General features: G+C 59.7%; 22 protein-coding genes and 2 pseudogenes. 18 read left to right on the top strand and 6 right to left on the bottom strand.

Translation table 11 applies throughout. The features are described 5' to 3' along the window. Window positions 1-307: 307 nt before the first annotated feature. Window positions 308-862 (bottom strand): peroxiredoxin, encoded by a 555-nt coding sequence (locus ABID58_RS34435; RefSeq protein WP_354037358.1) that lies wholly within the window; start codon window positions 860-862, stop codon window positions 308-310. Between the two features lie 563 nt (window positions 863-1,425). On the opposite strand from ABID58_RS34435, the gene nifH reads away from it, so the two are divergent. The 7 genes from nifH (at window position 1,426) to ABID58_RS34395 (ending at window position 8,412) form a co-directional block, all read left to right on the top strand. Next, window positions 1,426-2,316: a nitrogenase iron protein gene (gene nifH / locus ABID58_RS34430; protein WP_148774729.1), complete on the top strand. Its 891-nt coding sequence runs from the start codon at window positions 1,426-1,428 to the stop codon at window positions 2,314-2,316. 67 nt (window positions 2,317-2,383) lie between these two features. Next, window positions 2,384-3,088 (top strand): nitrogen fixation protein NifQ, encoded by a 705-nt coding sequence (locus tag ABID58_RS34425; RefSeq protein WP_354037356.1) that lies wholly within the window; start codon window positions 2,384-2,386, stop codon window positions 3,086-3,088. Between the two features lie 340 nt (window positions 3,089-3,428). Further along, window positions 3,429-3,761 carry a nitrogenase stabilizing/protective protein NifW gene (gene nifW / locus ABID58_RS34415; RefSeq protein WP_085398577.1) on the top strand — a complete coding sequence of 111 codons (333 nt, stop codon included), beginning with the start codon at window positions 3,429-3,431 and terminating at the stop codon, window positions 3,759-3,761. A 1,110-nt stretch (window positions 3,762-4,871) separates the two neighbouring features. After that, a complete protein-coding gene (locus ABID58_RS34410; RefSeq protein WP_354037355.1) occupies window positions 4,872-5,987 on the top strand; it encodes an electron transfer flavoprotein subunit alpha/FixB family protein in 1,116 nt (371 codons plus the stop codon). A 10-nt stretch (window positions 5,988-5,997) separates the two neighbouring features. Then, window positions 5,998-7,305: an FAD-binding protein gene (locus ABID58_RS34405; protein ID WP_354037353.1), complete on the top strand. Its 1,308-nt coding sequence runs from the start codon at window positions 5,998-6,000 to the stop codon at window positions 7,303-7,305. Window positions 7,306-7,343: 38 nt separating this feature from the next. Then, window positions 7,344-7,640 carry a ferredoxin family protein gene (locus ABID58_RS34400; RefSeq protein WP_148774735.1) on the top strand — a complete coding sequence of 99 codons (297 nt, stop codon included), beginning with the start codon at window positions 7,344-7,346 and terminating at the stop codon, window positions 7,638-7,640. Window positions 7,641-7,884: 244 nt separating this feature from the next. Beyond that, complete coding sequence (locus tag ABID58_RS34395) at window positions 7,885-8,412, top strand: hypothetical protein (protein WP_354037352.1); 528 nt, start codon at window positions 7,885-7,887, stop codon at window positions 8,410-8,412. 818 nt (window positions 8,413-9,230) lie between these two features. Here the strand turns inward: ABID58_RS34395 and ABID58_RS34390 are convergent. Beyond that, a complete protein-coding gene (locus ABID58_RS34390; RefSeq protein ID WP_354037350.1) occupies window positions 9,231-9,941 on the bottom strand; it encodes an SPASM domain-containing protein in 711 nt (236 codons plus the stop codon). 625 nt (window positions 9,942-10,566) lie between these two features. Between ABID58_RS34390 and ABID58_RS34385 the strand changes: the two genes are divergently transcribed. The 6 genes and pseudogenes from ABID58_RS34385 to ABID58_RS34360 all read left to right on the top strand — a co-directional run. After that, on the top strand, window positions 10,567-10,839 hold the full coding sequence (locus tag ABID58_RS34385) for a hypothetical protein (RefSeq protein ID WP_354037349.1): 273 nt from the start codon (window positions 10,567-10,569) through the stop codon (window positions 10,837-10,839). A gap of 620 nt (window positions 10,840-11,459) precedes the next feature. Then, entirely contained in the window at window positions 11,460-12,854 is a 1,395-nt protein-coding gene (locus ABID58_RS34380; protein WP_354037347.1) for a M16 family metallopeptidase, read from the top strand. After that, the gene (locus ABID58_RS34375) at window positions 12,773-14,239 is read left to right on the top strand and encodes a M16 family metallopeptidase (protein WP_354037346.1); all 1,467 of its coding nucleotides are present in this window, start codon (window positions 12,773-12,775) and stop codon (window positions 14,237-14,239) included. Before ABID58_RS34380 ends, ABID58_RS34375 begins: the two co-directional genes overlap by 82 nt. Window positions 14,240-14,784: 545 nt before the next feature. Continuing rightward, window positions 14,785-15,315, top strand: a pseudogene (locus ABID58_RS34370) (transposase); the annotation flags it as partial. Between the two features lie 815 nt (window positions 15,316-16,130). Further along, a complete protein-coding gene (locus ABID58_RS34365) occupies window positions 16,131-16,355 on the top strand; it encodes a hypothetical protein (RefSeq protein ID WP_148750447.1) in 225 nt (74 codons plus the stop codon). Then, window positions 16,352-16,546: pseudogene (locus ABID58_RS34360) on the top strand (hypothetical protein); the annotation flags it as partial. The gene ABID58_RS34365 and the pseudogene ABID58_RS34360, both read left to right, overlap by 4 nt. 883 nt (window positions 16,547-17,429) lie before the next feature. On the opposite strand, the gene ABID58_RS34355 reads toward ABID58_RS34360, so the two are convergent. The 4 genes from ABID58_RS34355 to ABID58_RS34340 form a co-directional block, all read right to left on the bottom strand. Next, the gene (locus tag ABID58_RS34355) at window positions 17,430-17,999 is read right to left on the bottom strand and encodes an anthranilate synthase component II (protein ID WP_354037345.1); all 570 of its coding nucleotides are present in this window, start codon (window positions 17,997-17,999) and stop codon (window positions 17,430-17,432) included. Beyond that, window positions 17,996-19,393 carry an aminodeoxychorismate synthase component I gene (gene pabB, locus ABID58_RS34350; RefSeq protein ID WP_354037395.1) on the bottom strand — a complete coding sequence of 466 codons (1,398 nt, stop codon included), beginning with the start codon at window positions 19,391-19,393 and terminating at the stop codon, window positions 17,996-17,998. The genes ABID58_RS34355 and pabB overlap by 4 nt, the downstream gene beginning before the upstream one ends. Before the next feature lie 116 nt (window positions 19,394-19,509). Next, the gene (locus tag ABID58_RS34345; RefSeq protein ID WP_148774747.1) at window positions 19,510-19,869 is read right to left on the bottom strand and encodes a Dabb family protein; all 360 of its coding nucleotides are present in this window, start codon (window positions 19,867-19,869) and stop codon (window positions 19,510-19,512) included. A gap of 156 nt (window positions 19,870-20,025) precedes the next feature. Further along, window positions 20,026-20,670, bottom strand: a complete 645-nt coding sequence (locus ABID58_RS34340; protein WP_354037344.1) for a GntR family transcriptional regulator — start codon at window positions 20,668-20,670, stop codon at window positions 20,026-20,028. Window positions 20,671-20,872: 202 nt separating this feature from the next. Here ABID58_RS34340 and bioB point away from each other — a divergent pair, with 202 nt between their 5' ends. The 5 genes from bioB to ABID58_RS34315 all read left to right on the top strand — a co-directional run bounded on the left by bioB (window position 20,873) and on the right by ABID58_RS34315 (window position 25,401). After that, window positions 20,873-21,868 (top strand): biotin synthase BioB, encoded by a 996-nt coding sequence (gene bioB / locus ABID58_RS34335; protein WP_354037342.1) that lies wholly within the window; start codon window positions 20,873-20,875, stop codon window positions 21,866-21,868. 50 nt (window positions 21,869-21,918) lie between these two features. Next, window positions 21,919-22,272 (top strand): aspartate 1-decarboxylase, encoded by a 354-nt coding sequence (gene panD / locus ABID58_RS34330; RefSeq protein WP_354037341.1) that lies wholly within the window; start codon window positions 21,919-21,921, stop codon window positions 22,270-22,272. Between the two features lie 83 nt (window positions 22,273-22,355). Beyond that, a complete protein-coding gene (locus ABID58_RS34325; RefSeq protein ID WP_354037340.1) occupies window positions 22,356-23,510 on the top strand; it encodes an 8-amino-7-oxononanoate synthase in 1,155 nt (384 codons plus the stop codon). Continuing rightward, window positions 23,507-24,139, top strand: coding sequence for a dethiobiotin synthase (gene bioD / locus ABID58_RS34320; protein ID WP_354037339.1), 633 nt, complete (start codon window positions 23,507-23,509; stop codon window positions 24,137-24,139). Before ABID58_RS34325 ends, bioD begins: the two co-directional genes overlap by 4 nt. Continuing rightward, the gene (locus ABID58_RS34315; protein ID WP_354037338.1) at window positions 24,136-25,401 is read left to right on the top strand and encodes an adenosylmethionine--8-amino-7-oxononanoate transaminase; all 1,266 of its coding nucleotides are present in this window, start codon (window positions 24,136-24,138) and stop codon (window positions 25,399-25,401) included. The genes bioD and ABID58_RS34315 overlap by 4 nt, the downstream gene beginning before the upstream one ends. Window positions 25,402-25,674: the final 273 nt, after the last annotated feature.

Genomic DNA, 25,674 nt, shown 5'->3' with positions numbered 1-25,674 from the left:
GACTTGTCGGCCGGACTCAATTCGCAGGTTCCTGAAGTACGAGCTGAAGACATTCGGCGGAAGCTGATCTGGATGATTGGGCTTCCAACGATGCTCATGGGCCTGCTCGCCCAACTGTTGGGTTGCCGCATCGCCACAAACAGTCGCGTCGATGACGGCAGCCATGCGCCAGCTCGGGCGACGGCCGGTTCGATGTGGTTCTGCCGGGTAGCGGATCCAGGAAATGGCCTCCACGTTAGACGGTACCGAGTCTGACGTCCTTTGAATGCGGGAGCTGCTTCTCCAACTGCACGATCGACATGTTGCCTCAGGCAAGTTTAAGCGTGTCGCCGCCGATCTCCCGGTTGCAAGGGCAGAGCTCATCAGTCTGGATCGCATCCAGAACGCGTAACGTGTCCTGTGGGCTGCGGCCGACATTGAGGCTTGTCGCATAGACATGCTGGATCGTATTTTCAGGATCGACGATGAAGGTGTAGCGATGCGCGATGCCATCACGCGAGCGCACTCCAAGGCCATCGACCAGTGCGCCCTTGGTGTCGGCAAACTGCCAGATCGATAGACGGTGCAGGTCCTTGTGCTCACGCCGCCAGGCGAGCTTGCAGAACTCGTTATCGGTCGAGCCACCAAGTACGACTGCATCGCGATCGGCGAAATCCTTGGATAGGCGGGCAAACTCAGCGATTTCGGTTGGGCAGACGAATGTGAAATCCTTCGGGTAAAAGAAGATGACTTTCCATTTGCCGGGAAAGCTCGTCTCAGTCAGCGTCTCAAAGGCGCTCTGCCCGTTCTCCTCTGGCAGGTGAAAGCCGGGCTTCACGCCTGTGATTTCGAACGGCGGCAACTTACTGCCAATTCCAGACATATTGTCCTCACTACAACATCGCGTCACGCGGAAACTGCGTTCCGGGCCTAGCAAAGCAAGCGATATGCCACCCGCTCTGACGGCAAGTACCCACCGTGCCGGTCATGAAACATTCGCCTCTGATGATGGCGGTGTCCTCGAACCCGATCTGCACCGTACGATCTCCTCAATCGCCTCGGGCTAAGGCCCGGCATTCCCCGTTCCGCGCCCTGTCGCCGGGCGCTCGTAATGGAATCAATGCGCCAGGGTTTTGTCCGGTTTCTGTCAAAAGGGCTTTGTCCGGTCTCTGTCAAAGCCGTTGCCGCTGTCGCGTCCGCAACGGCATCCGGTCTCGCACGCCGCGCGATTAGTCCAGCATGCTCAGGCGCTTGACGCACCTGCGAACGAAATGGCACGCCAGTTGCTAAATGGATGCAGCAACAACGAGTGAGGGCTGAGGGCATGCCGACGCCGATGGCGAGCGATGGCCTCCTTCCCGAAACCCGTGTGCCCACGTTTCTGAGAGAGAAATAGCCTCGCGCGTTCGGCGCGAAAAAGTTGGCAATCGGTTGATGGAGAGCAACATGTCTTCGCTGAGACAAATCGCGTTTTATGGCAAGGGTGGCATCGGTAAATCGACGACGTCGCAAAATACGCTAGCGGCCCTTGCTGAGCTGGGCCAAAAGATTCTGATCGTCGGTTGTGATCCCAAAGCAGACTCGACCCGCCTCATCCTGCACGCCAAAGCGCAGGACACCATTCTGAGCCTGGCGGCGAGTGCCGGCAGCGTCGAGGACCTCGAAATCGAGGACGTCATCAAGCTCGGCTACAAGGACATTCGATGCGTCGAGTCCGGCGGTCCGGAGCCAGGGGTCGGGTGCGCCGGAAGAGGCGTGATCACTTCCATTAACTTTCTGGAGGAGAATGGCGCCTATGAGGGCATCGACTACGTCTCTTACGACGTGCTCGGCGACGTCGTCTGCGGCGGCTTCGCGATGCCTATCCGCGAGAACAAGGCGCAGGAAATCTACATCGTGATGTCCGGCGAGATGATGGCGATGTATGCCGCCAACAACATCTCCAAGGGTATTCTGAAATATGCGAATTCCGGCGGCGTGCGCCTCGGCGGCCTGATCTGCAACGAGCGGCAGACCGACAAGGAGCTGGAGCTTGCAGATGCTCTTGCCAAGAAGCTCGGCAGCCGGCTGATCTACTTCGTGCCGCGCGACAATGTCGTTCAGCACGCGGAGCTGCGCCGCATGACGGTGCTGGAATACGCGCCAGATTCCAAGCAGGCGGATCACTATCGCAATCTCGCGACCAAGATCCACAATAATGCTGGACAAGGCGCTATTCCGACGCCGATCAGCATGGACGAGCTCGAGGATATGCTCATGGAGCACGGCATCCTCAAGCCCGTCGACGAGAGCTTGGTCGGCAAGACCGCCGCCGAGCTCGCCGCTGTTTCGGCATAGTTCATGATGTCGGCCTTCTCGACCCGGGAAGGCCGACATCGTCCACTCAGATGCTGGGGGGACCTTCATGATTGGTACACAAAGAAAAGTGGCCGATACGGTGTCACCTCCTGTATCGGCAGCTCACGTCGCCGAGCTGCGCGATGCAAGTAAGCTCTACGGCCTTCTGACTGGACGCCATCCAACAGAAGTCGACATCAGCGATAACTACGATTTCGATCGCCATGTGCTCGCCTGCGTTCTCGCCGCATCCGCTATGGATGGCGGCCAACTTCCCGAACGGGCTGGCTTGACTAACCAGGAGCTCAATGCGCTCCTAGTGCAATACTTCCCGTCCAGCCCGGTCAGAAGGTGGACCTGGCGCGAACAGTCCGCGTTATCGGCTCCTGCCGAGACAATTATGGTGCGCGACCTCCTGCTTGCGCAACGTTCTACCCATAGCGAGGTCGGCGGCTGGTTGGCGACGATGATCGCGCGGCGCGCTATGGAGCCCAATCACTTGTGGGAAGATCTTGGTCTGCGGAAGCGGGACGAATTGTCCCGCCTCCTGACGCGCCATTTCGGGCCGTTAGCGGCTCGCAACTCAAAGAAGATGCGCTGGAAGCGCTTCTTATATCGCATGCTATGCGAAGATGACGGTCTGGTGATGTGTACTACGCCGGTCTGCACGGAATGCAATGATTTTGATCTTTGCTTCGGCGAGGAGAGCGGGGAGAGCCGGATGGCCGGACGACGGCGGGATCATCTGCGTCGTCTCGATGATTCCGTTTAAAAGACCAGCGCCCTACCAAGCGCTGGACCCGCGATTGCTTGGCCGCTCCCACCGCATTGTGATCGGCTAGCATTCAGGGTTTGCCGCAATCACTTCGCTGTTGTCCGAGTTGCAGCTGTCGGTCACCGCCGAGCAAACCGAAACCATCCTCGCGCGCGTCCGCTAGCATGCCATCGAGCACAAAGGGCCGGTTGCCCCGGCGTGGTGGCAATCTGACGCGACAATCACGAGGGCTCCCTCGTCAAGGGCGCGTGATCGGTTGGTCAGCCAGGGCCGCGCGATCAAGTCGAAACATTCGGCCCGGATGGTTTCTGGGCGTGGATCTAAATGGAGGTTGAGAATGATGACGGACGGCATCCTTTCGCAATTGAAGAAGGCCTCGGCGGCAGAGGAGTTTTTTGCACTGCTCGGCGTCGAGTACGACGAGAAAATCATCAACGTGGCGCGGCTTCACATCCTGCGTCGCATGGGTCAGTATCTTGCGGGTGAGGAGTTGACCGGTGCATCCGATCCCGACATCGCCTTGCGTTGTAAGGCTACGCTTGAGCGCGCCTATGCCGACTTCGTCACGTCCTCCCCGATCGAACAGCGCGTGTTCAAGGTCCTCAAGGATGCGGCAGCGCCACAACCGAACAAGCATCCAGCCCTGGTCCAGCTCGGTTCCTTGGAGTGACTCGAGTTTACATCTCGTGCTCTGGACCGTGATGGTTCGGAGCTGACAGCTCCAGCTTGCAATTCAAACGGAAGTTGCAGTGGCCTCGTGGATCCGCAGCTTTAACACTTACTCCGCTCTCCTTAAGGGCCAATCACGACTGAGCGCTGGTTTGTCCATCCTTTCAAGCTGCTGCCCATGGCGCACCTATCTCCTGCAATGGTACGCTGATAGCGGGAAGCGCACATTCGGCGGGGAAAGCGCACCAGATTCGGATGACTGTCTTCTGTCGCATTCCGGACACTCCTCGACTCGGTTCTCGAATGTTCCGATCGTCGTGAGAGGCTGCCAACCAATTTCCTTCCGTAAGAGTCTGTATTAGCGCCCAATTTTAATCGCCTACGCAATTGGTACGACAATTGCTGACATATGCTCAGCCAGTCTGGAGAAGCGCATGCACATCTTGGTCCGCATCGATTGTGTTTTTGACGTCGCGCAGGTTCGCGCGCGCTGCCTGTCTGCACCATGATGCGTCGCGACGCCAACGCGATGGCCGCATATTCCGGCCTGGCTGAGCTGAACGCTGGGCGCGATCCGCGCCAAAGGTTCGTCGACGAAATCACCCCCGTTGGCCGAGCTATGGCCGATGTTTCGCGGGGGCAGTCCTTGCTCTCCAGCGCCGGTCGCGCGGCGCCGTTGACGGGCGGCTTGACCCCGGCGCTCGTGCTCTCGGCAAGAGTTGCGGGCTTGTCGCTGCAATCGGCGAGATCTCGAGGGCATTCGGAGCAATGGATCGCGTTTTCACCGAAAAGCACGTGGCGGATAATGATATCAGCCGAGCCTCTGCCACATCCTCGATCCGTTCCAGCTCGGTTGCATCTCGAAGATGAGCGGACCAATCGATCGGCTCGCGTGACCGGCGCGGAGAACCCGAAACGCGTGATTCCGTGGTCGTCGACACTTCGAGCAATGTCTGTCTCGGCCCAGCGCTGCTGCCAGGCGGTGCTGACTGAATGGCGGCGGGCACCCGGCCGAACTTTTGACTGAAGCAATCCTCAAGCGCGAATTCAAAGCTGGGGGCGGAGCGCGCTGCGCTGGCGAGCCACTACTGAACAACGGATGGGAGTACAGATGATGAGCACCGGACCCAAAGGCGCAGCGCCGGCCGCGGGTGGTGGTCGCGCAGCGACCAAGAGGGAGCTGCCCGAACGATTTAAGGCGTATAAGCACGTCTGGGTCTTCATCGAGCAGGAACGCGGGGTTGTGCACCCCGTCTCCTGGGAGCTGATGGGTGCCGGCCGCCGGCTCGCCGACAAGCTCAACGTCGACCTCGCCGCGGTTGTCATCGGCCCGGTCGGGGAGACAACGGAGCAGGCAGTCGCCGAATCCTTCTGCTACGGCGCCGACCTCGCCTATATCGTCGCGGACCATCTCTTGGCCGACTATCGCAATGAGTCCTATACCAAGGCGCTGTCAGAGCTGGTCAATACGTACAAGCCGGAAATCCTACTCCTAGGGGCAACTACACTCGGCCGGGATCTCGCCGGCTCAGTGGCCACCACACTGCTCACCGGCCTAACTGCCGATTGCACCGAGCTCGATGTCGATCCCGACGGCTCGCTTGCAGCGACGCGGCCGACGTTTGGCGGTTCACTGTTGTGCACGATCTACACACTCAACTATCGTCCACAGATGGCAACCGTCCGCCCACGCGTGATGCCGACCCCCGAGCGCGTGACGGGCGCCGTCTGGCGCGTCATCTCGCATCCGCTCGGGCTTGTAGAAGAAGATATCGTCACAAAAGTCCTCTCGTTCCTGCCGGACCGCGATTCTAAAAAGTCCAACCTTGCCTATGCGGACGTGGTCGTCGCTGGAGGGCTCGGTCTGGGATCGCCTGAGAACTTCCAACTGGTACAGCAGCTCGCCGACGTGCTTGGCGCCGAGTATGGCTGTTCGCGGCCGCTCGTCCAGAAGGGCTGGGTCACCTCGGACCGACAAATCGGCCAGACTGGGAAAACCATTAGGCCAAAGCTTTATATCGCGGCCGGTATTTCCGGGGCGATCCAGCATCGCGTCGGAGTGGAGGGTGGCGACCTCATCGTTGCCATCAATACCGACAAGAACGCCCCGATCTTCGACTTCGCCCATATCGGTATCGTCACCGACGCCATTCGACTGTTGCCGGCATTGACCTCTGCATTCCGCGCGCGGCTGTCGCCGCACTCGCACGACCGCATCGCCGGCTAGGGAGCTTGTTATGATCGAGGAAAAATTCGACGCGATCGTCGTCGGTGCTGGCATGGGCGGGAATGCAGCGGCGCTTACCATGGCCGAGCGCGGCCTGAAAGTGCTGCAGCTGGAGCGCGGCGAGTATTCGGGGTCGAAGAACGTGCAAGGGGCCATCCTCTATGCCGATATGCTGGAGAAGCTGATCCCTGATTTCCGCGAAGATGCACCGCTTGAGCGGCATCTGGTCGAGCAGCGCTTCTGGATCATGGACGAGCGTTCGCACACGGGGCTTCACTATCGCTCCGATGATTTCAATGAGGAGAAGCCGAACCGCTACACCATCATCCGCGCTCAGTTCGATAAATGGTTCTCGCAGAAGGTCCGCGAGGCCGGCGCCACGGTCCTGTGCGAGACCACGGTGACCGAGCTCCTCCAGGATTCACATGGGCGGGTGGTCGGGGTGCGCACAGACCGCGATGGCGGTGAAATCCATGCAGATGTCGTCGTGCTGGCCGAGGGGGTGAACGGAGTGCTCGGGACGGGTGCGGGGTTAAGAGGGCGACTGAAACCGGATAAGGTGGCACTCGCGGTCAAGGAGATGCATTTCCTGTCGCGCGAGACAATCGATGCTCGCTTCAGTCTCAAAGGCGACGAGGGGCTCGTCATCGAAGCTGCCGGAACCATCTCCCGCGGCATGACCGGCATGGGCTTCATCTATTCGAACAAGGAATGTATCTCGCTCGGTATTGGCTGTCTTGTTGCCGACTTCCAGCGTACCGGCGAGACGCCCTACGGCTTGCTCGAGGCTTTCAAGCGTCACCCCTCCGTCGCGCCGCTGATCGAGGGTTCGGAAGTAAAGGAATATTCCGCGCACTTGATCCCCGAAGGTGGGTACAAGGCGATCCCGCAGCTTTGTGGTGAGGGCTGGGTCGTCGTCGGGGACGCCGCCCAGCTCAACAACGCCATCCATCGCGAGGGGTCCAATCTGGCGATGACGTCGGGCCGTATCGCGGCGGAAGCGATCTGTCTTATCAGATCGCGAAATGATCCGATGACGGCGAAAAATCTTTCGCTTTACAAAAAAATGCTGAATGACTCCTTCGTCATCAAGGACCTGAAGAAGTACAAGGATATGCCGGCACTGTTGCATACCCACTCGCAGAACTTCTTTCTCACATATCCGCAGCTCTTCTCGAAGGCGATGCAGGATTACCTGCGCGTCGACGGTACACCAAAGCTCGAGAAAGAGAAGCTGATGCTGAACTCGTTCATCAAGGCGCGATCGTGGAGTGGACTGTTCAGCGATGCCCTCCGCATTGCCCGGGCCTGGCGCTGATCACGAAGCAAAGACAACGATTGACGGAGCCAGAATCAATGCCGAGCGAGCCATCCCAACGTGTCGAGGACAAACTATTCTACAACCGTTATCTTGTTGATTCCGGCCGCGCCCATATCAAGGTGCGGCCGCACACCACGCCATCGTCGCAGCTGCTATCGATGCTGAAGGCTTGCCCAGCACGGTGCTACGATCTCAACGATAAAGGTCATGTTGAGGTTACAGTCGACGGGTGTCTCGAGTGCGGCACCTGCCGGGTGATTTGCGAAGAAAGCGGTGATATCAAGTGGAGCTACCCACGGGGCGGTTACGGTGTGCTATTCAAGTTTGGTTGAAGCTTCAGGGGAGGGCCTGGCTTTGGCAGGATGCGGCGTTGTCGCGATGCAACGAGGTGCGCGGGATTCGAGATTTCAACCCGGGCACATTCAATCGGGGCCACGGGCAGGCCCTTGCATGGTGGACAACCGCAGCTTCCCAGCTTCCCCCCATAATCTTCCCGAAGATAGCCAAAGCGAGCGGATCCAAAACAAGGGCGCAACGCATTGTATCGCGGGGATATATCGTCGGCTGGAGAGCATTATGATGATTCGAGTACAAAAGAGCAGGGCAGCCGCTAACGCGCGGCGAGCAGAGGTAGGCCGTGAGAGTTCGGTTGGCGACATCCAGGCATGCATAGCCGAACTGAGAAGCTTGCCGCGCGAGGAGCTCGCGGATGCGGTGTTCATGCTCTCGATGAATGCAAGACAGCAGGGCGAGTTGATCCGACAGGCGATCGAGAAGCGCGCCGAGGTCGACTTGGACTTTGATCCGCCGGTGAATGCGGATTTGGCGACCTATCTCGCCAATGATGCGGTCTCGACCTTACGCCACCACGTTGTTGACCTTCCGGACTTGCTGGACTTCTTGGTTCAGCAAGCGCCTGACGTCTGCTTCACCGTCCACCGGGAGGAGGCCGTTTTGCTGCTCGCCGCAATCATTCGCGAACAGCGGTTCGAAGGAGTCCTTGAAGGCCTCAGGCTCGCCGGGCTCCTGAATGAGCCAGCGAAGGATCGTCATGCCGGGATCGGTTCGGACGCGGACTTGAGGGGAGCTGCCGACGGCGTGTGAGTGTTCAGGGCGCTTTGAGAACGGTCCTGCAGAGAGGTCAAAACCGCCTCGAAAGTCGCGGTTCCTTTGTCCTCCGTTTAACATTCATCGCCGACGCGGAGCCGCTGGGCACGCCCGGTCGCAGTCCCCGGCCGCGTCAAGCTCGGGTCCTTATCGTGAGCACAAGATCCGCAGTTCTGAGCTTTCGTGCTCAGTTGCAGCACGCGCGGTGCGGTGCGCTGCGCTGGCGGATCATGGAATCGTTCGTTAACAGCCTAGCAAGGGAAATGACGGCAGGACACGCCGGCCAAGCAGCGGCGCGGCGGACGCCGCTTTTCCGCAGATGCCAGGCTTGCCGGGCGCAAGTTGATCCATGTTCACTTTAGCGTCCGGTTTTGGCGCCACGTCCTCCCGATCATGCGCATAGTAAGATGGTCTCAAGCTCTGGTATGCGCGAACGGCGCAAGACACAAAGTCGCGAGCTCCGCAGGAATGACACCATATCGGCCGTGATTCTTGAGAACCACGGACTCGCGGTCATGCCAAGACGCCGCCTTTTGAGTTCGAGAGAGAGCGGCATTCGCCTCAGAAGAATGATGGGGTTCTCCAGGGCCTGGCAAGACAAGGGCGTGGCACGGAAATAACAATCAGATTCCGCCGGGTAGCCCAGGCGACCCCAAGCAGACCGGCGACCAACAAAATGCTACTCCAGTCCATGGCGACCCTGCGTTCATCGGAGGGTTGTCCCCGCGGCTGATGTAATGATGAGCTGCAGGGCCGAGCTTCGCCAGGACTCGCGATTCGCTTCGATCAGGCAGCGGCCAAACTGCTCTCAAAGATCAGCTCTCGGACGTTATTGGTTCAGCGAATTCACACGATCGACAAAGCAGAAAGCCGTCCGTTCCGTTCATGCGATCGGCAATGTTGCGAAAAGTCGCCCCTTCGAAGAGATCCTCGTACCTGTCGCGGAGGAGGTTGCCCAAGACGTGTCGTCGCTCAAAATCCATGCAGCAGAAAGTAACATCGCCGTTTGGGAGAAGAACATTACGATATTGCCGTTCGTCGGGACATGTTAGTGTTCCAACGATCGGCTGTCGTGCTTCAGCCATCTCGAGCTCGCCGCTGCCAGCTCTCCTGCGCGGCGGACGCAAGCGGACCAGCGCTTCGTCAGGAATGATGCCGACAAGTTCGGGATGAACCTCGCCCATGACTATGAAGAGCAGTGATGAAATGTCGGCGTCGACAAGTTGGCGCATCAAATCGACATAGTTGCGCGTGACGAGACCACTATCCATGGACGTGCCGTCATCAACAACCTGCACCAGGAAAACGCGGAACTGCAGCGCACGTAAGCGTCTTAGATCCTGCCCATTCATTCCGGCAAGGGTTGTGAAAATCCGGATTCCATGGCCACATCCGTAGGCATGCTTAACCATTTCGGTGCAAGCCGGATTGAGCCAAGGCTGCGAAAACCCGGAAAAGCTAATGTCGACAGCTACTGGTACGTGCGCCAGGCATCGCTTGAAATCTTGCAGAGAAAGATGCTTCACGTCGGATATCGCTCTTTGCCGTTGGGCAAACCTGTCCTGCGAGCAATAAGAACATCCGACGACACAGCCCGTTGTCGTAGTTATCTCCAAGACCCTGCCGCCAGTGACTGCAGAGCGCAGCTCCTGTAGAGTCATCGATTTGATATTATCCACTTCCGCGCTTTCCCCGTTTGGAATAAGTAATCTTGAGGGTGACCGTCGAGTTGTAGCCCTCATGCCAGTTCGCTCATGCATCATTTTCGTTCGTCGCCCATCAGCGCGACACGGCACCGTTGCAAGCGCGACCGCGAAAGATGAAGAAAGCGCCATGGCTCTCTCCCGCCTGGTCGAGCAGGACCGGACGGCTGCCGAGTGCGCTTGCATCGATGGGTTTGGTCTAACGTCTCGTTTACTTCAATAAGCATCACTCATGCCAGGCGGTACTATGTCCATAAGTCGACACGTTCGCGATGAATGTCGTCCCAATTTGCGGCAACCGAGGCGCAGTTCTACGCTCTCGATAAAGTACAATATGAGACCTTACGTGCGATTCAAGCTCTTTCGAAGATGAGTTGAATTGCGGGTTTCTATGAAATGTGACAGCGTTGCCGCTGCCCCGCGCACCACGTCATCGTGATCGTGGTGCATGATCAAACGCGATTGGTCCGCGGACCAGGGAGGCGATATCTTCGTGGCGCGCGCTGATATGATCCAGGATCGGTCTTTGCGTCTCGCGGTCGTGGTCGCCGACGAAACCAGCTTCGGTACGGAAGCCGAGCTTCACGAAGCGCTCATCGTCGATCGCGATGCGCTGCACGCGCAGAACCTCTGCCTCATCGAGCGGTCCCCGTCCCGCCTTCCCGATGACCATTCCCCATCGCTGGATACGGTCCTGCGGTGGTCTCTCGCCTTCTATTGACGTAGCTCGACTTTGATTCTTTGAGGAGATGAACGGCAGCGGTTCGCGCGAGCAGATCTTTTGGAATCTGGCTCACTGAGGCGCGGGCGCGTTCCTTGATATCCTGCGCAACAGACCCACCAGTACTGGCGTCTTGAAAACGAGCGCGCAGAAGTCCGGTGTACCCAGCAGATTGTTGCGGACACGATGCCGTGCCGAATTCTGCCCGGAACTGGCGTACTAGAGCTCGGTGTCAACGGAGATTTAAATCAACGCCCCAACAGCCATTCCCCAACAGCCATTCATGGAGAAACCAGATGCGACGTGTGTAGAGTTCTTGAAGGAGACGCCCTCTCGGGCGTGACTATCCGAGAGGTACCGCGTTTACCGTGAGGAAACTTCGGCAGGTGAATGGTTTGCCGCGAGAGGCGCTGGCGCTCCGCGCGGAGACGATCGAACCTAACGCCAATCAGCGATACGTATGGTTTTACAATCTCATCCTCGCGGCCGGGCCTCACACGAGCAAAGCTTAATGCGGGGCGGCGCGTCTCTCTCCGTTTCGTGATGACCGGCACGGACAGTGCCGTATAGGGTGCCCGTGCTTTCGCGCCCGACCGCATGTTCGGGCTTCCATAAGGATCATGATGGCCTCAGACCGAGCGACCGCCCTTTTCGTTGCCGCACTTGTTTGCACGACCTCGCTGTCATGCAGCGGCCTCCGCGCCCAGACCACGGTTACCTCCGAACGCCCCGCCAGCTTCACGCTCAGCAACGGCCTCCAGGTCGTGGTGATCCCGGACCACCGCACGCCCGTGGTCACGGAGATGATCTGGTACAAGGTCGGCTCGGCCGACGAGACGCCGGGCAAGTCCGGCCTCGCCCATTTCCTCGAGCACCTGATGTTCAAGGGCACCGAGAAGCATCCGGTCGGCGAATTCTCCCAGACCGTGCTCCGCGTCGGCGGCAACGAGAACGCCTCCACCTCGGTCGATTACACCAACTACTACCAGCGCGTGCCGCGCGAGCAATTGCCGACCATGATGGAGTTCGAGGCCGATCGCATGACCGGCCTGATCCTCAAGGACGAGAACGTGCTGCCCGAGCGTGACGTCGTGCTCGAAGAGTACAACATGCGCGTCGCCAACAGCCCTGACGCGCGCCTCAACGAACAGATCATGGCCGCGCTCTATCTCAACCATCCCTATGGCCGACCGGTGATCGGCTGGCACCAGGAGATCGAGAAGCTCAATCGCGAGGACGCGCTCGCCTTCTACCGCCGCTTCTACGCGCCGAACAACGCGATCCTGGTGATCGCCGGCGACGTCGAGGCCGCCGACATCCGTCCGCTGGTCGAGCGCAATTTCGGCCCGATCCCGGCCCAGCCGGCGATCCCCGCACAGCGCATCCGCCCACAGGAGCCGGAGCCGGCCGCACCGCGCACTGTCACGCTGTCCGACCCGCGCGTCGAGCAGCCCGGCCTGCGGCGCTATTACCTGGTGCCCTCGGCAACGACGGCCGCGGCCGGCGAGAGCGCCGCGCTCGACGTGCTCGCGCAATTGATGGGTAGCGGCAGCAATTCCTACCTCTACCGCGCGCTCGTCGTCGACAAGCCGCTCGCGGTCTCCGCCAGCGCCAGCTATTCCAGCACCTCGCTCGATCCGACCCAGTTTGCGGTCTCCGCCTCGCCAAGACCCGGCGTCAGTTTCGCAGACGTCGAACAGGTCATCGACGGCGTCATCGCCGACATCGTGCAGAACCCGATCCGCGCCGAGGATCTCGAACGGGTCAAGACCCAGCTCATTGCGGAGGCGATCTACGCCCAGGACAACCAGGCTGTGCTGGCGCGCTGGTATGGTGGCGCGCTGAGCACGGGCCTGTCGACCGAGGACATCCGAAGCTGGCCGGATCGTATCCGCGCGGTCACCGGCGAACAGGTCCGTGAAGCTGCGCAAAAATGGCTCGAGAAGAAGCGCTCAGTGACGGGCTATCTGATCAAGGACACCACACCCGCCAAGCGCGAGGAGAAGCGTTCGTGAACCAACCTTTCCTTCGCGCAAGACACTTCCTGCGCATAAGGCATTTCGCGCTGTCCTTCGTCACCGGTGCAGCACTCGCGCTGACCGCGGTCTCGCCGTCGCAGGCCGCTGCAAAGATCCAGCATCTGATCTCGCCCGGCGGTATTGAGGCTTGGTTCGTGCAAGATGCGACCGTGCCGCTGATCGCCATGGAATATTCCTTCGCCGGCGGCTCGGCGCAGGACCCCAAGGACAAGTCCGGCGTCGCCAATCTCGTCGGCGACCTCCTCGACGAAGGCTCCGGCGATCTCGATTCCAAGACGTTCCACGAGCGGCTCGACCGCCGCGCCATCGAGCTCTCCTTCAGCGCCACCCGCGATACGTTCCGCGGCAGCCTGCGCATGCTGCGCGACAACAAGGACGAGGCCTTCGACCTGTTGCGCTCGGCCCTGACCTCGCCGCATTTCGAGACGGCCGATGTCGAGCGTATCCGTTCCCAGGTCATCTCGAGCCTGCGCCGCGAGACCACCAACCCGAGCTCGCTCGCAAGCCGCAAATTCCTGGAGATGGCGTTCGGCGATCACCCTTACGGGCAGCAGACCACCGGCAACCTCGACAGCGTGCCGACCATCACGGTCGCCGACATGAAGGATTATGTCGGCCGCGTGCTCGCCAAGGACACGCTGAAGATCGCGGTGGTCGGCGACGTCGATCCAGCCACGCTGGGCAAGCTGCTCGACCACACTTTTGGTAGCCTGCCCGCCAAGGCCAACCTCGTACCGGTCCCCGACGTCGAGGCCGCCAAGCCGCCGCAGCGCGCCTTCGTGACGCTCGACGTGCCCCAGACCGTGATCACCTTCGGCGGCCCCGGGGTGAAGCGCAGCGATCCGAACTTCATGGCGGCCTATGTCGTCAACCACATCCTCGGCGGCGGCGGGTTGTCCTCGCGGCTCTATCGCGAGGTGCGCGAGAAGCGCGGGCTGGCCTATTCGGTATTCGAATCGCTGCTCTGGATGGAGCATTCGGCGGTTTTCATCGGCAATACCGGCACCCGCGCGGACCGCGCCGGCGACACCATGGACGCCATCGACAAGGAAGTGCGCCGGATTGCCGAGGAAGGCCCGACGCAGAAGGAGCTCGACGAGGCCAAGTCCTACCTCAAGGGCTCGCAGATGTTGGCGCTCGACACCTCCTCGAAGCTCGCGCAGGCGCTGCTGCAATACCAGCAGGACAAGCTGCCGATCGACTACATCGAGAAGCGCAACGCCATCGTCGATGCGGTGACGCTGGACGACGCCAAGGCCGCCGCCAAGCGGCTCTGGGGCCAGGGGATCCTGACCGTCATCGTCGGCCGCGCCCCGCAGGCTGCAGCGCAGCCGGCCGCAGCGGCGCCCAAGTCGAATTGACGTTTTCCTACGCGCACCTCCGTTGCGGCTTACCCTCTCCCTACCCCCTCCCCCGCAAGGGGCCGCAAGGGGGGAGGGAGCCTGAACGGGGCTCTCACCTCACAGCGCGTTGCAGATGACTCCGAAGTCATTGGGATCAGTAAGGGGCGCATTGGCCGGCGGGCTCCCTCCCCCCTTGCGCTGACGGGATCCCCGAAAGTGATCGATCGGGATAGGGGGAGCCTCGAAGCTCCGCCCACCGGGTCACCGGAGGCGGTGGCCCGCCCCCGGTTCCCACAGAACGTGGCTGCGGATTTCCCGCACCACGCTCTTCGGCAGTTGGTTCACAGCTTTCACTGCTATCTGTTCAAGTTTCGTTTCCCCATGTGGACAACTTTCCCGTCCTCGGAGTGTCAGGTCGGGGGAGGCGCCCATTGAAGGGCTTGCCCGCCGCTCAGATGGCTCGTGCAGGTTTCCCGCAAGCCGCTTTCATGAATGGGCTTTCGTGATCTGAAGTGAAGGGATCAGTGAGACAAGGCCAACTAACCTAAAGCGGGATGGGGTTAGTCCTAGTCTGCAAACAGGCTGGCGTTGCAGTCACCTTGCCCAAGCCCATGACGTCGAATGCCAAGGCGGAAGGCCGGTTCGGGGGTTCGGCAAACAGGACTTCGCCTATCTGCCTGATGAGGACGTCTACCGCTGCCCATCCGGCCAGCGGCTGCCTATCACTACACCAACGTCGAGCACGGAATGACGCTGCACCGTTACTGGTCGACAGCAGCGTGCCAAGGCTGCGCGATCAAGAGCCAATGCACGCCGTCAAAGGAGCGCCGCATAACGCGCTGGGAGCATGGGCATGTGGTCGAGGAGGTCCAGAGGCGGCTCGATTCCAATCCCGACGCCATGCGGACGCGGCGCGAGAGTCGAGCATCCCTTCGGCACGATCAAAGCCCGTATGGGTGCGACCCACTTCCTGATGAAAGCGCCTAGGGAATGTAGCCGCTGAGATGGCGCTGCATGTTCTCGCCTATAACCTCACAAGGGCGATGAACATCGTCGGCAAACCGGGCCTGATTGCAGCCATCCGCGCTAGTTGAAGGCGGCGAAGTGCGCCAAAGGCGACGCCGCGCGTCGCTTAACCACCTTGGCCGGCTACTTAGACGCTCCGAAGCGAAAACATTGGCGGCCTGGAACGATTGTCGACCACGGCCGCCTCTGAGCTATCCGTTTCCACACAACCAAGACCCATTGCGGAAGTGGTCGGAAGGAGGAGCGCCCTAAACCTTCGTATTGTTCCGTCACCCATCTAGATGCCGGACGATTACCTACGTTCAATTGAGCTGCTGATCGTGATCGTCTTAGGCTGCATGCGTTGGAAACGCGCACAGGCTCATCAAGTGCGACAGTGAAAAAAGGATGATCGACGAACGGCTGCGATAAAGCCAAGAGGAGAGTACAATGCCCAACTGCTCCGAAAGTCTTAGATCTGGCGGTGCCGCGCGATGCGCAGTTTGTGACGGCAAGTTCGGTCTCGTCCGGCACTACTCGTGGCGAACGCCTCTTTGTTCCAAGAAGTGCGTCGATCGCTTCAGAGCTCGCAGGGAAAGTGACCGCAATTGGGTGGGCTGGCTCCAGATCACCTTCAACCAGCTGCCAGAGAACCGCGCGAGGGCTTTGTGATGGTCCAGATCTCTCAACGAGGCAAGGCATATTTAGAGACAGCACGGACTTTGCTCCGTGCAGCCCAAACCATGACCGACTCAGCGATTGCGGGTCAGCTTAAGGTCCTTGCCGACGACTACGAGCGGCGTGCTGAGAAAGCTTGGCATGTTGATGCGGCCAAAGCATTCGCCCGATCGGCTGCTAGCGCTGAACGCGAATTGCGTGCATGACCGGGTGGGCAGCTTCAAACATGTTCCCCGAATTCTGTACCATTGAAGCGCTGAACCTGCGCCCCGGCTCCAAGGAGCTGGAGGCATTCAACGTCGAGCGTGTGCGCGGCTACCTCGAGTGTAATCTCGGCTGCAAGAAGAAGGAAGTGATCCACGCGCTAGGCCTGCATCCGCGCACGGTGGCCAAAGCCATCAAGATCATCCGGGCAAATGCCCATCGCAGCGATGGGGCTCTCCAGTCGTGATCAAGATCATCGCTGTGCTCTGCGGTCTCTCCTCTCCGGCAAATTGCCACGAGCAGACCGTGACCACCTCGGACTTCGCCGACGTCTCGATGCAGTCCTGTCTGATGGGTGCGCCGCAGCTCGCGGAGATGAAGCTTCATCCGGCAGAACGCCCGGCGGGCTGGCGCTGCGTGATCAGCTTGACATGCGGTGGCAGAAAAAATTGCAGTTCTCGCGCTGCTGCTCGAGAAGTGCTCCCAGTTTCGTCAGAGAGTTCGCCCCAGGTACAGCAGCCCTCATGTCGAGAACGAAGCGCTCTGGCTTCGGCACAAACTACCAGTGGGCTGCCAATCCGCCTTCAAATCGTTGGCCGCTTTCGCGATGAGGCCAACGCTGGTCCGTATCGCACGCATCTGAAGGAAGCCAGACCTTGGGCCACCAGCGGCCAAGTGTTAGAGCAAGAGCGGTCTGAAACTGTCGATTGTGGGTACCCAGGGCTTGCGCACCGTCTGATCGATACTGGTCTCGACACGCGACATGCCGGTCATCCAGGTCTGCGTCATGATCTTCTGCTCGGTCTATCTCTTCCTTGGGTTGCTGGTCTATATCGCCGGGATCCCATCTGACCCGAGGCGCGGTCATCATTGAAACTGATCAGACCATTGCTGCAGTCGAAGCGCTCGCCCCGGTCGCACCTGGGGCGGTCCGCTCGCAGGCACGAATCGGCGCTAGCATCGTTGCCGCCTGATGGCGATCACACGTCCCGTACATAGCCCTCACAACATCGGCGCGCCGGTCGACAATGACTGTTCGCGCGCTTGTGCTCGGCGCTGCCGCTCGGCAGCAATTACCTCGGCCGCGCGTCCTCAGCCGCATCGTTGTCGGCGCGCACTCCAATCGGGATCCTGCGGCGGCAACTTTCCTTGCCATCCTGATGGGCGGCACACTCGGCATGCTGAACGCTTTTGGTGCCGTCGAACGAACGCGGCGGCGTCGCTCTACTCAATCGAAGAGATCAACCGCTCGGAGCGGGATTCTGAGCAGGCCAGGAGCCCATGCGTGTGACGCAACTTCAGCTCCTCACCCCCTGGAAGACTATATGAGTCGCAAGAAGTTGAGCAGCAGCACGTGCCCTTGTTGGGTAAGTATCGATTCAGGGTGGAACTGCACACCAATAGTTGGGTGATATCGATGTGCGAGGGCCATGACCTCGCCTTCCTCCGAACGCGCTGTCACCGTGAGATGCGACGCGCATGACTCATCGACCTTGACAACGAGAGAATGGTAGCGCCCGACGCGAAGTGGGGACGGGAGTTCCTTGAATAGCCCTCGGCTATCATGAGTTACGTAGGAGGATCGACCATGCATAGGGCGACGTGCACGCGCCACTTGAGCGCCGAAAACGCTCCCAATGCACTGGTGACCGAGGCAGATGCCTAAAATAGGGACTTGACCCGAAAGTTCGCGGACGACGGCGGTGGATATTCCGGCCTCAGCTGGACCGCAGGGACCGGGCGAGATAACTACTGCGCGCGGCTTGAGGCCAACAAGATCGCTAACGCCGACCACGTCGTTCCGGATCACTTCCGTTGCTTCACCAAGCTTGCGGAAATAGCGGGCAATGTTGAAGACGAAGGAGTCGTAGTTGTCGATGATGACAATCAAGATGCACCGGATGTTTCAGCACGAAACGCGTCAAAGATTCGCTGCGCCTTGGCGAGCGTCTCTTCGTATTCGGCCTCTGGATCCGACATCGCCGTCACGCCGCCACCCGCATGAAACACGGCCAGATCGTCGTCGATCGTGACAGTGCGGATCGCGATATTCGTGTCCATGTGCCCGTTGAAGCTGATAAAGCCAATAGCCCCGCAATAGACGTATCGCGCCGCCCGCTCGATTTCCGCAATGATTTCCATCGATCGCACCTTTGGCGCCCCTGTAATGGAGCCTCCGGGAAAGCAAGCTCGAAGCAGGGTAATAGCGTCTTGGTCGTCTGCAAGTTCACCCGTAACGATCGATACGAGGTGGTGCACTGAGGCGTAGGATTCGAGGCCGCACAGCACTGGAACGTCGATCGAATGTGGAGTGCAAACGCGCGACAGATCGTTGCGCATGAGGTCGACGATCATAGTATTCTCGGCACGGTCCTTTTCGGACGTGACTAGGATTTCAGCGCGACGCTGGTCTTCCTTGGAATCAGCAGAACGCGCGATCGTGCCTTTGATGGGGCGCGTTTCGATCTGTCGTCCGTCGAGCCTCAGGAATCGTTCCGGCGAGCTCGATGCAATGGTGAGCTTGCCGTAGCGCAGGAGGGCCGCAAAGGGAGCCGGGTTCAACGACCGCAGCTGGCAGTAGAAGGCAAGAGGATCAAATGAGGTCGACAGGCGGGCGCTGAAGCGCTGCGCAATGTTGGCCTGGAAGACCTCTCCAGCCAGAATCAAGTCGATGACGCGCTGTACCGCCGCAATGTAGCCCTCACGGCTGAAGTTCGAATGCCATGCGGCAGTTCGGCCGGGGAAGTCGTTCCACGACGTCTTTGGGCCCGCAAGCAATGCTGCTGCAAACTCGTCGGCTCGACGGCGTGCGCGCTCGGCGCGACGTGCGGGATCCTGCTCCGGCCATCCGGTAGAAACGATCCAGCATCTGTCGTCACGGTGGTCGAAGCTGATGACCACGTCATAGAAATGCAGGATGGATTGCGGCAAACGCTGACCGGGAATTGCCGGCGCCGGCAATCGCTCGAGAGTCCTGTTCAGATCGTAACCAAAGAACCCGGCCGCACCTCCTTGGAACGGCGGGAGATCGAGGCGATGCTCTTGCGGATACTCGGCGAGCAGGGTGCGAAGGACTTCCCATGGATCGCCCTCGAGAGCCTCTCCGTTGCAACTCGCCTGTCCGTTCGCGACCATGTAGGTGCTAAAGGGGTCGCAGGACAGATATGAGTAGCGCCCGAGCAACTCATGCCTTGCTGCGCTATCAAGAAACGTAAGGTGCGGTCGATGCGCGAGACATCGCATCGCTGTGACAGGCCCAATCCACGGTAACTCGCGGACGTGCATCGGCCAGTCAGTCACCGAGGACTGCCGTGCTGGGAGACGCGCTCCGATTGTGATTCTTACCCCAACGAGAGCGACGCTCGCCAAGGACCCGCAAGCTCTTGAATTCGATTTTCAGGTTAACCCCCGCCAGTGGACGCGGTGGGCCGAGTAACTTGGCTTATCACTGTCGTTGAGGCGAAACGCGCATCCGTTGATAAATTGTAGTCAGCTGCGAACCGCAGCTCCCGGAGTGGTCGTACCCGCCTGATCGCTTCCTGGTATAGCTCATGCGCTTTGTAAGCTGCGAGTTCCGTCTCGTTATCGAACTCACCATAGACCACGACGTCGATATCGTTGTCGAGCTGGTCGGTCTTGCGATTGCGAGCAACCTCGAGCCGGCGTGCATGTGGGATATTGGTGAGAACCGACAGGCCTTCGATGATTTGGTCGATGTCGGCCTTATCTTTGGCGGTGAATAGAACGATGTGACGAATCATGGATGGCCGTTGGGTGATTACGGAAGTAGATCGCATAACTATCTTGGGATCGACCCCGCTGCAACGCTGTCGTCGCAGGTTATGTCGCTCGGCAAGACGGTCGGTCGTTTGACAGTCTTGCGATGGCTTGCTGTCTGCAGCTGACCTCGCCAGCTCTCATTCCTGGTCAGGCGCGGGAAGGGCAAGGCGCTCAATCGTTTGAATGTGGCGCGCGAGCAGATTACAGGCTTGATCGACGTCGCGTGCTCGCAGTGCCCGCAGAATCAGGCGGTGATCCTGATTGGACCGCGGTTGCCAGCCTGCACTGCGCGCCGTTGCAAACACCAATCGCGAATTTGCAAGCTGTAGTCCATCGAGGCTCGCGAGCAGGCGCGGCATCGCGCAGGGCGCCATCAGCGCGTGGTGAAAGGCGCGGTTGGCCATCTCAAAATCCTGAATCGTCTGGGCATTCTCTCCTTCAATCAGGGCGAGCTCGATCCGTGCCAATTGTGCCGATGTGAGCTTTGAAGCCGCATTGCGCAACGCGACCACTTCGAGCGCTGCACGCATCTCGGCGATCTCCTTCACTGAATTGGTATCGAGCGGGGCAACCCGCACGCCGCGGCGAGTCACAGCGACAACAAGATGTTGAGCCTCCAGTTGCCGAAAAGCCTCGCGCACCGGGACGTGGCTGGAATTGAATTCCCGCGCGACATGATCCTGCCGGAGCGGGCCGTCTGGCTGCAGCGCTCCGCTGATGATGCGCTCACCGATTGACTCCGCAATGCGCACCGCAATCGTCGTGTTCTCGTCAGTCATCATAGATTATCTATCATTACCCCTCCGTCGATGATCGGCATAAGCCCGCTCGTTTTGCAGAATATCTGCAATCCCCGCAGACTTTCGCGGTCTTTGGGCGTCGGCATACGGTTATGTTTCATGTTGGAGAGACAAAGAAGGCAGCAACGGGCGGTCACATTATAGATAATCGCCCGGATTATCTATTATAAGGAAGGCGAGACTTATGGTTGCTGCCGTGGGAGTGAAACGGAATGACGGAGGCGACAGCGCGCCCGTCCGCCATGACTGGCAGCGCGCCGAGGCCGAAGCACTCTATGGCCTGCGGTTTGCCGACCTGATGTTGCAGGCGCAGAGCGTTCATCGCAAGAACTTCGATCCAAACCACGTCGAAACAGCAAGCCTGCTCAGCATCAAGACCGGTGGCTGTCCGGAAGACTGCGGCTATTGCTCGCAGAGCGCGCATTACGACACCGGCCTGAAAGCCACCCGCCTGATGGATCGCGCCGAAGTGGTCGCCACCGCGCGAGCCGCCAAGGACGCTGGCGCGACGCGCTTCTGCATGGCCGCGGCCTGGCGCAGTCCGAACGACCGAGATCTCGATCAGGTCTGCGACATGATCAGCGCTGTTAAAGACCTTGGCATGGAAACCTGCGTCACGCTCGGCATGCTGACGTCGAAGCAGGCCACCCGGCTCTCCGAGGCCGGGCTCGACTTCTACAATCACAACGTCGATACCTCGCCCGAGTTCTACGACAAGATCATCACCACCCGCACCCTGCAAGATCGCATCGACACACTGGCACACGTGCGCGACGCCGGCATCAAGGTCTGTTGTGGCGGTATCGTCGGCATGGGCGAGCGCGTCGAGGATCGGCTCGGCGTGCTCATGCTACTCGCCAATCTTCCCAGCCATCCGGAAAGCGTGCCGATTAACCTGTGGAACGAGGTCAAGGGCGTGCCGGTCAATGACACTGCGGAGCGTCCCGATCCGATTGCACTGGTGCGCCTGGTCGCGACGGCCCGGATCATGATGCCGAAGAGCGTCGTGCGGTTGTCCGCTGGACGGCAGTATATGAGTGATGAACTGCAGGCGCTGTGCATTTTGGCCGGCGCGAATTCAATCTTCATCGGCGATGTTCTGTTGACCACCAAGAACCCGCAGCGCGACCGCGACGCGAATTTACTGGACCGGCTCGGCGTCACGTCCGGGCTTGCCTGATTGAAGCAGCTCAACGAGCACCTGTGCGCAAACTCCGGTTTAGGTGAGAAATGCAGATTGCGTTGATGAAAGGCAAAATCCTTCGCGCCTCGGTGACTAAAGCCGATCTGCACCGTGATGGCTCGATTTCGATTGATCGTGCGCTGTTGGATCCGGCAGGAGTCCTGATCGACGAACGCGTCGAAATCTACAATATCGAAACCGGAGCGCGCTTCGCCACCTTATGTGGAGGACGCCCCCGCGGATCTGGCACCATAGATTTGAACGGAGCGGCTGTGCGCCTCGCGATGCCCGGAGACAAAATCATTATCGTTGCATATGCCTCCTTCGATGAAGCGGAAGCGAAACTCTTCAGACCGCGCGTTGTGGTGGTTGGCCGAGAAAATCGCATCTTGTCAGGTTGAAAACCAAGAGCCCGATGCTGAAGCTTTGTTCTTCGCGGCCATCAGAACTTTCGAGAGATCGACCGCTACTTTGCGAGTGAAGAATGAATTCAATCCAGAGGGCCAAAGTTGGCGACTATGTCGCGGCGTTGCATGCCTTGAAGGAAGACAACCGGCTGCGTGGCCTCAAGCCGCGCGCCGGCATCGATTTTGCGTCGAACGACTATCTAGCGCTGGCGAGCGCGCCGCGGATGAAAAAGGCTGTCTCCGCCGCGCTCGAGGCCGGCACACCGATCGGAGCCGGCGGGTCGCGGCTTCTGCGCGGCAATTGCGAGGAACACGAAACTCTCGAAAAAGAAGCGGCTCAGTTCTTTGGGGCTGAGACGGCGCTATTCTTTGGTGGCGGTTATATCGCAAATTTTGCCGTCCTGACAACGCTGCCGCAGCGGGACGATCTGCTTGTTCTCGATTCTCTGGTGCACGCCAGTATTCATGAAGGCGCGCGCGCTGGCCGTGCCGAGTTTCGGATAAGCGCCCATAATGATCCCCAATCGATCGAAGACACAATTCGTGACTGGCGGGCCGAGGGCGGAACGGGCCGCGTCTGGATCGTGGTCGAAAGTCTCTACAGCATGGATGGCGATTTCGCGCCGCTCGAAGGCCTGGTCGCGATCGCGGACCGGTACGACGCGTTCCTGATGGTGGATGAGGCTCATGCCACGGGCGTTTACGGCGAGCAGGGACGAGGGCGCACCGCGCCCTATGAGGGACGCGAAAATCTCCTGGTCGTTCATACCTGCGGCAAGGCGCTGGGTGCAGCTGGTGCGCTTGTCACTACCTCCGGCGTGCTGCGCGACTTCATGATCAATCGCTGCCGTCCCTTTATCTTCGCCACGGCACCCTCACCGCTGATGGCTGTTGCCGTGCGGGAGGCGCTCTTCATCCTGCAACATGAACCTGAGCGGCAGCAGCGTCTGGCCAAGCTGGTCGCGTTTACGCATCGGGAGATGGGTTTGCGCGGTTGGCGAAGTCCTTCGGTCTCGCAGATCGTGCCGTATATCGTTGGCAACAACGCGCGTGCGATGCGGCTCGCCTCCGCACTGCAGGCTCGCGGCTTCGATATCCGCGGAATTCGGCCGCCAACCGTACCGGCGGGCACGGCCCGTTTGCGAATTTCACTAACGCTCAACGCTGGGGAGGATGATGTGCGTGCAATGCTCGATGCTCTGATCGAGGAGACGAGAGGTGAAATTCGATGAGTCAGCGGATCGTGGTGACAGGCACCGATACCGGGATCGGAAAAACGGTGTTTTCCGCGGGGCTCGCCGATCTCCTTGGCGCGAGCTATTGGAAACCGATTCAGGCCGGTCTTGAAGGAGAGAGCGATACTGAGTTCGTCGCGCGACTGGGCAATCTCTCGTCCGATCGCATCGTGCCGGAGCGTTATCGCCTTCAAACGCCCGCTTCACCCCATCATTCCGCGGAAATTGACGGAATTCGCATCGAGCCAGATTTGCTCGATGTGCCGGACACCGGGAAGCGACCGTTGGTGATTGAGGGCGTTGGCGGCCTGATGGTTCCGCTGAGTGGCGAGACACTCTACATTGATGTCTTCGAGCGATGGCGGCTTCCAGTCGTGCTTTGCGCGCGTACGGCACTGGGCACCATCAATCATTCGCTGCTGTCGATCGAGGCGCTACGAAAGCGCCAGATCCCTATTCTTGGGATTGCCTTCATTGGTGAACGAAATGCTGAGGCTCAGATTGCAATTCGTGAGATCGGGCGGGTGCGTTGGTTAGGGCGATTGCCCTGGCTTTCTCCCCTCACGGCAGACACGCTGCAGGCCGCGTTCAAAACCTCGTTCCATGCCGATCATTTCAAGCTATGACGACGAAGCCGAAGTCGCCGATCTGGCATCCGTTCACGCAACACGCGCTTCAGGACGAGATGACAAAGGTCGTTCGTGGGCAGGGTGCTTATCTCTACTCCGCGGATGGCCGCCGTATCATAGATGCAATCTCATCGTGGTGGGTTGTCACGCATGGTCATTGCCATCCGCATATCGTGAGCGCCATTCAGGACCAGGCAGGCAAGCTCAACCAGATCATCTTCGCTGGCTATGCCCACGATCCGGCTGAGGAGGTTGCGGCACTGCTTTTGAAAGTTGCGCCCCGTGGACTTGAGCATGTCTTCTTTTCTGACAGTGGCTCGACCAGTGTGGAAGTCGCGCTAAAGATGGCGCTCGGCTACTGGCACAACATCGGGAAGAAGCGGACGTGCATCGTCGTGATGCAACATTCCTACCATGGCGATACGATAGGGGCGATGTCGGTTGGCGCCCGTAGTGTGTTCAACGCGGCGTACAGGCCCCTGCTGTTCGACGTTACGTCAATCCCGTTCCCGGCGAGAGGTCATGAACAGGCGACGCTCGATGCGCTCGAGTCTGTATGTCGCAACGAAGTTCCGGCAGCCTTTATTGTGGAGCCTCTGATATTGGGGGCGGGCGGGATGCTGATGTACCCAGCCTGGGTGCTAAGAGAGATGAGGCGGATCTGCGAGGCCTCGGATGTCCTGTTCATTGCCGACGAGGTCATGACAGGCTGGGGTCGCACCGGAACACTATTCGCCTGCCAGCAAGCTAATGTCACCCCCGATATCGCCTGCTATTCGAAGGGCCTCACGGGAGGGGCGCTTCCACTCGCGGTGACACTCTGTCGCGCGGACATTTTCGACGCGCACTATTCGAAAGATCGGACGCGTACGTTCTTTCATTCGAGTTCATATACGGCAAATCCAGTGGCCTGCGCCGCCGCAAAGGCCAACCTGGATCTCTGGCAAGATCCGGAATCTCGCCAACGCGTGGCGTCGGTTGCCACGATGCAAGAGCAGGCAATTGAGCCATTCCGCGCCGACCCGCGGTTTGCAAACGTCCGGCGGACCGGCACGATTACAGCACTCGATCTGAAAACGAAGGATGCAGGCTATCTCGCGGGCGTCGGTCCGAAGCTTCAGGCGTTCTTTAAAGACCGAAATCTGCTGCTGCGCCCGCTCGGCAATACGATCTATGTAATGCCACCATATTGCGTCACAGGGGCAGATCTTGATGAAATCTACCTCGGCATCACAGATGCCGCCGATGCGCTAGCTTAAGGCGGGCTTGGCGCGTTTAGCGAGCGGGAACCCAAGGTTCGACCGTCGGGTTTCGGATTGCCGTGCTTTAACCGCGTAAAAGCAAAGAGGTGGCACTGATAGCTACAGATCAGTTGCTGTACGCACCCCCATCGGCGGCAGTTGAATTCCGTCGAGGAAAGCCGCCCGCACGCGGCATTTATAGCGCGACAATCTGGGTGGGAAGCGCGCGACAATCAGGATGGCGAGTCGGTGTCGCGGCGAGGTGATGATTGCCGCGATGATTGTCGTGCG

Source organism: Bradyrhizobium sp. S3.2.6, assembly GCF_040546885.1.
GTDB classification, from domain to species: Bacteria; Pseudomonadota; Alphaproteobacteria; order Rhizobiales; family Xanthobacteraceae; genus Bradyrhizobium; species Bradyrhizobium cytisi.
The sequence above is the reverse complement of the archived record's forward strand: the minus strand, read 5'-3'. Positions and strand labels throughout refer to the sequence as shown.